The organism is Cyanobium sp. BA20m-p-22, assembly GCF_024346275.1.
Taxonomy (GTDB): Bacteria; Cyanobacteriota; Cyanobacteriia; order PCC-6307; family Cyanobiaceae; genus Cyanobium_A.
Window position 1 is genome coordinate 1 of sequence record NZ_JAGQCQ010000216.1, and the last position, 6,406, is coordinate 6,406.

The following is a 6,406-nucleotide window of genomic DNA, read 5'->3' on the forward strand; positions in this document are numbered from 1 at the left end:
CCCCAGCAGGAAGGCCAGGCTGGCGCAGGCCGCCCCGGCCAGCCCCTGCCACGGCCACCACAGCAATCCGAAGGGCAGACACAGCACCCAGGTTGCTCGGTCGTGGCTGGGGCCGCTGGCCATGGTTGGTTGGTGTAAGTTGCCCAGCAAGCGCGATTAGCTCAGCGGTAGAGCGCCTGCCTTACAAGCAGGATGTCGCTGGTTCGAACCCGGCATCGCGCATCTGCTTCGGGTTACTTAACTCATAGCCTTGGAACAGCATTTGGCCATGTTGTTCAGCCAACACGGTGATTTACCACTTGCCAAGTTTCACCTAGTCAGTCCCTGGGGATTCCCGTGGTGGGATCGAGGCGTTCGGCTAGGGCGGCCACCGGCACCATCACCAGCAGGGCCACGCCGCAGATCAACCACTGCTGGGGCTCTAGGGGGGCCGTGGCGAAGAAGCGGTTCATCCAGCCGAGCTGGCTGAAGCCCAGCTGCAGCAGCACCGCCGTGCCGATGCCCGCCAGCAGGATCGGATTGTGGTGCCAATGGCGCCAGCCCAGCTTGCTGACCTGGCTGATGCTGACCAGATAGGCGATCTGGGCCAGCACCAAGGCCTGGATCGCCATGGTGCGGGCCAGGGGCAGGCTGAGGCCATGGGAGCGGGCCCAGAGAAATACCCCGAAGATGAAGCACCAGTAGAAGGTTGAAACCAGCACCACCTTGCGCACAAGACCCCGGCTCAGGAGGGGCTGGGCCGGGGGCCGCGGCCCTTGCCGCATCAGCCCCGGTGGCCGGGGCTCGAAGGCCAGGGGGATCGAGAGGCTCAGGGAGCAGACCATGTTCAGCCAAAGCACCTGCAGGGCTGTTACCGGCAGCTCCAGGCCCAGCACGGCACCCAGCAGGATTGTCATCGAGGCGCCGCCGTTCACCGGCAGCACGAAGGCCAGGGCCTTGTGCAGATTGAGATAAACGGCCCGGCCCTCCTCCACGGCCGCTTCGATTGTGGCGAAGTTGTCGTCGGTCAGCAGCATGTCGGCCGCTTCTCGGGCCACCTCCGTGCCCCCCTTGCCCATGGCGATGCCGATGTCGGCTTGTTTGAGGGCCGGGGCGTCGTTGACGCCATCGCCGGTCATGGCCACCACGGCCCCATCCGCCTGGAGGGCCTGAACCAGGGCCAGCTTCTGGGCGGGTGCCACCCGGGCAAACACGTCGTTGCGGCGGACGCAGTCGATCAGCTCAGCCAGGCTGAGCCTGGCCAGGCTGCGGCCTTCGATGGCCCCCAGGCTGCCCGCCTCGCCCAGGCCTAGCTGCAGGGCGATGGAGCGGGCGGTTTCGAGGTGGTCTCCCGTAACCATCTTCACCTTGATTCCCGCGCCCTGGCAGGCGGCCACGGCCCGGATCGCCTCGGGGCGGGGGGGATCGAGCATGCCCTGCAGACCCAGAAAATCCAGCCCCCGCTCGATTTGGCTGGGCTGCAGCTGGTTGGGATCCCCATCGGCCCGCCCGATGGCGAAGGCCAGCACCCGCTGGCCTCGGCCGGCCATGGTTGCCACCGCGGCGGTAATGCGCTCGCCTTCCAGGGGCTCGGCCTGGCCGCTCGGGTTCAGCTGGCGGCTGCAGCGGGCCAGCACCACCTCCACCGAGCCCTTGACCAGGATGCGGTCGCTGCCGTGCAGGGTGGCCATGTATTGCTGTTCTGACTCAAACGGAATGGCATCTCGACGGGGGTGGCGCTCGAGGGCCTGCTGCCGGTCCAGGCCAGCCGTTGCGGCGGCCTGGAGCAGGGCCGTTTCGGTGGGATCCCCCACCAGCCCCTCCTGCTGGCTGGGCCGGGCGTCGTTGCAGAGCAGGCCCGCCAGCAGGGTTTCTTCCAGGGCCCGATTGCTGGCCAGGAGATCAGCGTCACTGCCATTGCCTGGCCAGAGCGCCTCGATCGGCACCAGGGCTCCGCCGGCATAGATCTCCTGCACCGTCATCCGGTTCTGGGTGAGGGTGCCGGTCTTGTCGGAGCAGATCACGGTGGTGCTGCCCAGGGCCTCCACCGCCGGCAGCTTGCGGATGATCGCGTTGCGGCGGGCCATCCGGTTCATGCCGATCGCCAGGGTGATCGTCACGATCGCCGGCAGTTCCTCCGGAATTGCCCCCACCGCCAGGGCCACCGCCCCGTCAAACATCTCGACCCCATCGCGGCCGCGCAGCAGACCCACCAGGAAGGTGAGGCCGGCCAGCACCAGCACCAGCTGCAGGAGGGTGTGGCTGAAGCGGCGGAACTTGCGGGTCAGGGGAGTGCTCAGGCTGACCTGCTGTTGCAGGGAGCTCGAGATCTGGCCCACTTCGGTGGCGGCACCGGTGGCTACCACCAGGCCCAGGCCCAGGCCCAGGCCGCTGGTCACCAGGCTGCCGGCATAGGCCATGCCGATCCGCTCGGCCAGGGGAGTGCTCTTGGCAACGGCTGCGCTGTCTTTCGCCGCCGGCAGGGATTCGCCGGTGAGGCTCGATTCATCCACCTGCAGGTTGCGGGCCTGGAGCAGGCGCAGATCCGCTGGCACCTTGTTGCCCGCCTCCAGGCGCACCAGGTCGCCCGGCACCAGCTGCTCGGAGGTGAGGCGATGGCGCCGGCCGGCGCGGATCACCTCCACTTCGGTGCGCACGGCTCGGGCCAGGGCGGCAATCGCCGTTTCGGCCCGGCTTTCCTGCACGTAGCCGATCACGGCGTTGATCAGGGTGACGCTCCAGATAACCAGCGCCTCGCCGGGTTCGTGGAGCAGCAATTTGATCCCGCCCACCGTCAGCAGCGTGTAGAGCAGGGGGTCGTGGAATTGGCCCAGGAACCTGCGCCAGGCAGGCAAGCTCCCGCCGTCGCCGAGGGCGTTCGGCCCCCAAACCCCCAGGCGCCGCTCGGCCTCCTGATCGCTGAGCCCCTGGCTTGTGCTGCTGGCCAGCTCGGCTGCCAGCTCGGGGCCGGCGCGGCTGTGGACCTCAGCGGGGAGAAGGGGCACGGCTGCTCCTGCGGGGTGTCAACTTTCCGGGAACAGGAGGTTGGCGAGCTCCTCGGCATCTACGTCGTAGACACGGGCCAGGCTGGTTTCGATGGCACTGGTCACCTCGCCGGGCAGGAAGCGCATGGCGTTGAGGGCGTCGTCGGCGATCTCTTCGGTGAGCAGGGTCTCGCTGCCGCCGAGCTTCTCATCGTTGATCACCGCCATCACCCAGCTCTGGTAGGCGTAGACGAGATCGCCAAACTCCAGTTCGGGATCGTTGAAGTCGAGGGCCATGGGCTGCGGCGGGCGCGGGTGGTTGCAGTCTGCCCGCGGCTGGGCAGGATGGCGGCCATGAACGCCTCCAGCCTGCAGGCCAGCTTGTTTGATTTCGCCATCGGCGAGCTGGTGCGCCAGCACCGCGAGAGCTTTCAGCCCCTGTGGAGCACCGAGAGTTGGGCCAAGCTGATGATCTGGCTTTCGCTCAACTGCGGTTGCAGCGGTGATCGGGACGGGCTGGAGGCTTTTGCAGCTGCCCTGGGCCCGGTGATCAGCGGACGCATGCGCCGGGTCTTTTTTGAGCGGGCTCTAGAGGATCTGGAGCTGCAGGTGTTGGCCGATCCCGCCCAGGAGCAGGTGCTGGTGATGCCCATGGGGCCCGGCGGGCCGCTGGACTCCGCCCGGGTGACCCAGGCCCTGGAGCGGGTGGGGCTGCTGCCAGGGCTGGTGGCCCCCCAGGAGCGCTGGCAGCCACTCGATGCCCTGGTGGCCATTCCCTGGCGGCAGCAGCCCTGATGGAGCTGATCGCCTCCTACCGCAATGCCGGCTTCGAGGCCCTGGCCGATGGGGTGCGGGCCTTTTTTGAGCGCCGCACCGACCTGCAGCGTCCGGGGGTGGCCTTCGGGCCCAGCGCCGAGCCCGCCAAAATCTCCACGGACATCTCCCTGGTGGCGATCGACCGCTCCGATCCCGAGGCCTATGCCCTGGCCGAGGTGATCCTGCGCGGTGTGAGCGCCGCCCTGGAGCGCTACCTGCAGGAGCGCCCCCTGCTGCGGGAGTGCTCTCCGGATCAGGAGCTGTTTGTCAATCCAATCTTCAACCTCCAGCACTACGCCCCGGGTGAGGGCTTCAAGCGCTGGCACTGCGACTGGACCATCAGCGACGAGGCCACCGAACCGGTGCACCGCGTACTGGCCTGGATTTTGTATTGCAATGACGTGGCGGAGGCCGGCACCGAGTTCCACTGGCAGGGCCACCATGAGCCGGCCGAGCGGGGCAAGCTGGTGATCTTTCCGGCCGGTCCTTCCCACATTCACCGCGGGCGGGTCAGCCACGAGCACAGCAAAACAATCGCCACCGGCTGGATCAATGCCGGCAGCCGGGAGGCCTATCTCAAGCGGTTGGCCAGGGGTTGAGCAGGATTCGGATGATGGGTCTCAGCTCTCCCAGGTCTTGAGGGCCCAGGCCAGTTCGCCCATGTCCCAGCCCAGATTGTCGAAGTTAGTCACTGCCAGGGCGTCATCGCCATCGAGCAGCAGCTGGGCAAATGCCTTGACCAAAGGCCCAGCTTCCATGGCGAAACCTGCCCGGGCGGCTACCTCAGCCAACCCCGCTGCCGTGGTGACGCTGCGCAACTCCCGTTGCAGCTCCTCGTTGGAGCGGACTGCCTGCAGGAAAGGCTCGATCATGGTGCGGGATTAACAAGCAACTCAAATTAGGCGGCCCCAACACGCTTGCTTGTGTTGGGCAACACCAGCTAAGGCCAGGACCGGCTTCAGGTGCCTGCTCGGTTTTTGTTGAGCGGGATGCTGACAGATTTTAAGGAAAGCGAAAAAATACCTGGCGAGCTGGCTGCTTCATTTACTTCTTTGGTTCTGGAAATTCAAGCCATCCCTATTTACAATCCTGGAGCCTAGGCTCGGTGCCTTCAGAAGGGTGCTTTGCTCTGGCGCCCAGCGCGCCCAGCTTGTGTTCCGCAATACCTCCGCTGGGGAAGTGGTTAGTCCAAAATGGTACGGGGAAGTAGTAGAAATTTTAAATTTGTCGAACTCTAAAAACTTCGGCAGCGCTCGAGCTGGTACCTCCAGAGCCACCAGGCCTTCAAGTGCGCGCTCGAGGAGGCTTCGCAAAATTCGTAGCGTATTTCTCCAGGTGCTCGCGCTCTGCGGCATCAAGGTGGCGGTGCATGCCCTGGGTCTCGAGCGGATCAGCGTTAGCCAGCTGTTTTCGGCGATGGTCGCCTCGACAGTTTTCCTGCTTGGCTTTTTGCTGAGTGGTGTGCTCACGGATTTCAAGGAGAGCGAGAAGATTCCTGGTGAATTGGCCACATCGCTCCACAGCCTGAAGCTGGAGATCCAAGCAATTCAGGCCTATCACCCTGAGGCACAGGTTGCGACGGCGCTTGAGGCTGTGGCCGATTTGGGCCACTCCCTGGTGGAATGGCTGAAGGAGCGGATCACCACTGAGCAGATCCTCTTGTGCCACGAACGGGTCCATGGGGAGGTGGTGAATGCCGCCGTTCAGTTCAAGGGTGATGCCTCCACATTGCGGGGTAGATTGATGCAGGATATGGCGGTGGTTCTGCTTAAGATTAACCGGGTGCAGACCATCCGTGATACTACCTTTGTCCCCCTAGTTTACTGGATGGCAGACATTGCTGCCGTGCTATTGTTTGGCGGCCTGGTTATGGCCCGCACAGAAAATATAGCCGAATCTGTCTTCTTTATAGCGGTGATTTCTTTCATCGTGATCTTGCTGCTGCGTTTGATCGACGATATTGACAACCCTTTCGACTTCTCCGATCTCGATTCGGCCGAAGATGTTTCAATTGAGCTGTTAGAGCTTGCTGTCGACCGGCTGAAGGTCTAACAGCTCATATCGAATTGACCTGCTTGCCCTGCTGGTCTTCGGGGGGCCATGCCATTGGGTACTGCACCTGTTGGGGGAAGGGAATCTCGATACCGCCCCGCCGGAATGCCTGCCAGATCGCCTGGTTCACTTCGCTGCAGATCCCGACGTTGTCCATGGGACTGGCGATCCAGAAGCGCAGGGCGTAGTGAATGGCGGAATCGCCATAGTTCAGGAGCAAGGCCTTGGGGCCCGGAGTAGGCAGCACCCGCGGCACTTCCAAGGCGGTGGCTTCCAGCAGGGCGATCACCTCAGCTGGGTCGTGGTGGTAGGCCGCTCCGACAGTTACCTGGCTGCGGCGCATGCGATCGCTGGCGGTGTACGTGGTGGCCGCTGTGGTGAAAAAGGTCTGGTTGGGGATCAGCAGTTCGGCGTTGTCCCGGTTGCGCCAGAGCAGGGTGGCCCGCAACCCGAGGTGGCGCACCTCACAGGGATCTCCGTCGAGCATCAGCACTTCGCCTGGCCTTACCGAGCCCTCGAACAGCAGCCAGATGCCGCTTACAAAGTTGGAGAACACCTCCTTGATGCCGAAGCCC

7 protein-coding genes and 1 tRNA gene are annotated in these 6,406 nt (G+C 64.5%); 4 read left to right on the top strand and 4 right to left on the bottom strand.

What is annotated here, in order from left to right:
- The first annotated feature begins 150 nt into the window (after positions 1-150).
- A tRNA-Val gene (locus KBZ15_RS16000) sits at positions 151-222 on the top strand.
- A 95-nt stretch (positions 223-317) separates the two neighbouring features.
- Here KBZ15_RS16000 and KBZ15_RS16005 read toward each other — a convergent pair.
- Together KBZ15_RS16005 and KBZ15_RS16010 are read right to left on the bottom strand one after the other, a co-directional pair.
- Positions 318-2,984 carry an HAD-IC family P-type ATPase gene (locus KBZ15_RS16005; RefSeq protein WP_255016194.1) on the bottom strand — a complete coding sequence of 889 codons (2,667 nt, stop codon included), beginning with the start codon at positions 2,982-2,984 and terminating at the stop codon, positions 318-320.
- 18 nt (positions 2,985-3,002) lie between these two features.
- Positions 3,003-3,260, bottom strand: coding sequence for a hypothetical protein (locus KBZ15_RS16010; protein ID WP_197152465.1), 258 nt, complete (start codon positions 3,258-3,260; stop codon positions 3,003-3,005).
- Positions 3,261-3,308: 48 nt separating this feature from the next.
- On the opposite strand from KBZ15_RS16010, the gene KBZ15_RS16015 reads away from it, so the two are divergent.
- Both KBZ15_RS16015 and KBZ15_RS16020 read left to right on the top strand, forming a co-directional pair.
- The gene (locus KBZ15_RS16015; protein WP_254932549.1) at positions 3,309-3,758 is read left to right on the top strand and encodes a protein phosphatase; all 450 of its coding nucleotides are present in this window, start codon (positions 3,309-3,311) and stop codon (positions 3,756-3,758) included.
- The gene (locus tag KBZ15_RS16020; protein ID WP_255016195.1) at positions 3,758-4,378 is read left to right on the top strand and encodes a 2OG-Fe(II) oxygenase; all 621 of its coding nucleotides are present in this window, start codon (positions 3,758-3,760) and stop codon (positions 4,376-4,378) included. The genes KBZ15_RS16015 and KBZ15_RS16020 overlap by 1 nt, the downstream gene beginning before the upstream one ends.
- Positions 4,379-4,399: 21 nt before the next feature.
- On the opposite strand, the gene KBZ15_RS16025 is transcribed toward KBZ15_RS16020, so the two are convergent.
- Positions 4,400-4,651 carry a Nif11-like leader peptide family natural product precursor gene (locus KBZ15_RS16025; RefSeq protein ID WP_255016196.1) on the bottom strand — a complete coding sequence of 84 codons (252 nt, stop codon included), beginning with the start codon at positions 4,649-4,651 and terminating at the stop codon, positions 4,400-4,402.
- A gap of 463 nt (positions 4,652-5,114) precedes the next feature.
- Here KBZ15_RS16025 and KBZ15_RS16030 point away from each other — a divergent pair, with 463 nt between their 5' ends.
- Entirely contained in the window at positions 5,115-5,831 is a 717-nt protein-coding gene (locus tag KBZ15_RS16030; RefSeq protein ID WP_255016197.1) for a hypothetical protein, read from the top strand.
- Positions 5,832-5,835: 4 nt separating this feature from the next.
- Here the strand turns inward: KBZ15_RS16030 and KBZ15_RS16035 are convergent.
- Positions 5,836-6,406, bottom strand: a 571-nt coding sequence (locus KBZ15_RS16035) for a mechanosensitive ion channel family protein (RefSeq protein ID WP_255016198.1), incomplete at its 5' end; no start/stop codon positions are given.

What these genes read in the sequence shown, in the direction of transcription:
- KBZ15_RS16010 (WP_197152465.1), bottom strand. Translation starts at nt 3,260, where the DNA reads ATGGCCCTCGACTTCAACGATCCCGAACTGGAGTTTGGCGATCTCGTC.
- KBZ15_RS16015 (WP_254932549.1), top strand. Translation starts at nt 3,309, where the DNA reads ATGGCGGCCATGAACGCCTCCAGCCTGCAGGCCAGCTTGTTTGATTTC.
- KBZ15_RS16020 (WP_255016195.1), top strand. Translation starts at nt 3,758, where the DNA reads ATGGAGCTGATCGCCTCCTACCGCAATGCCGGCTTCGAGGCCCTGGCC.
- KBZ15_RS16025 (WP_255016196.1), bottom strand. Translation starts at nt 4,651, where the DNA reads ATGATCGAGCCTTTCCTGCAGGCAGTCCGCTCCAACGAGGAGCTGCAA.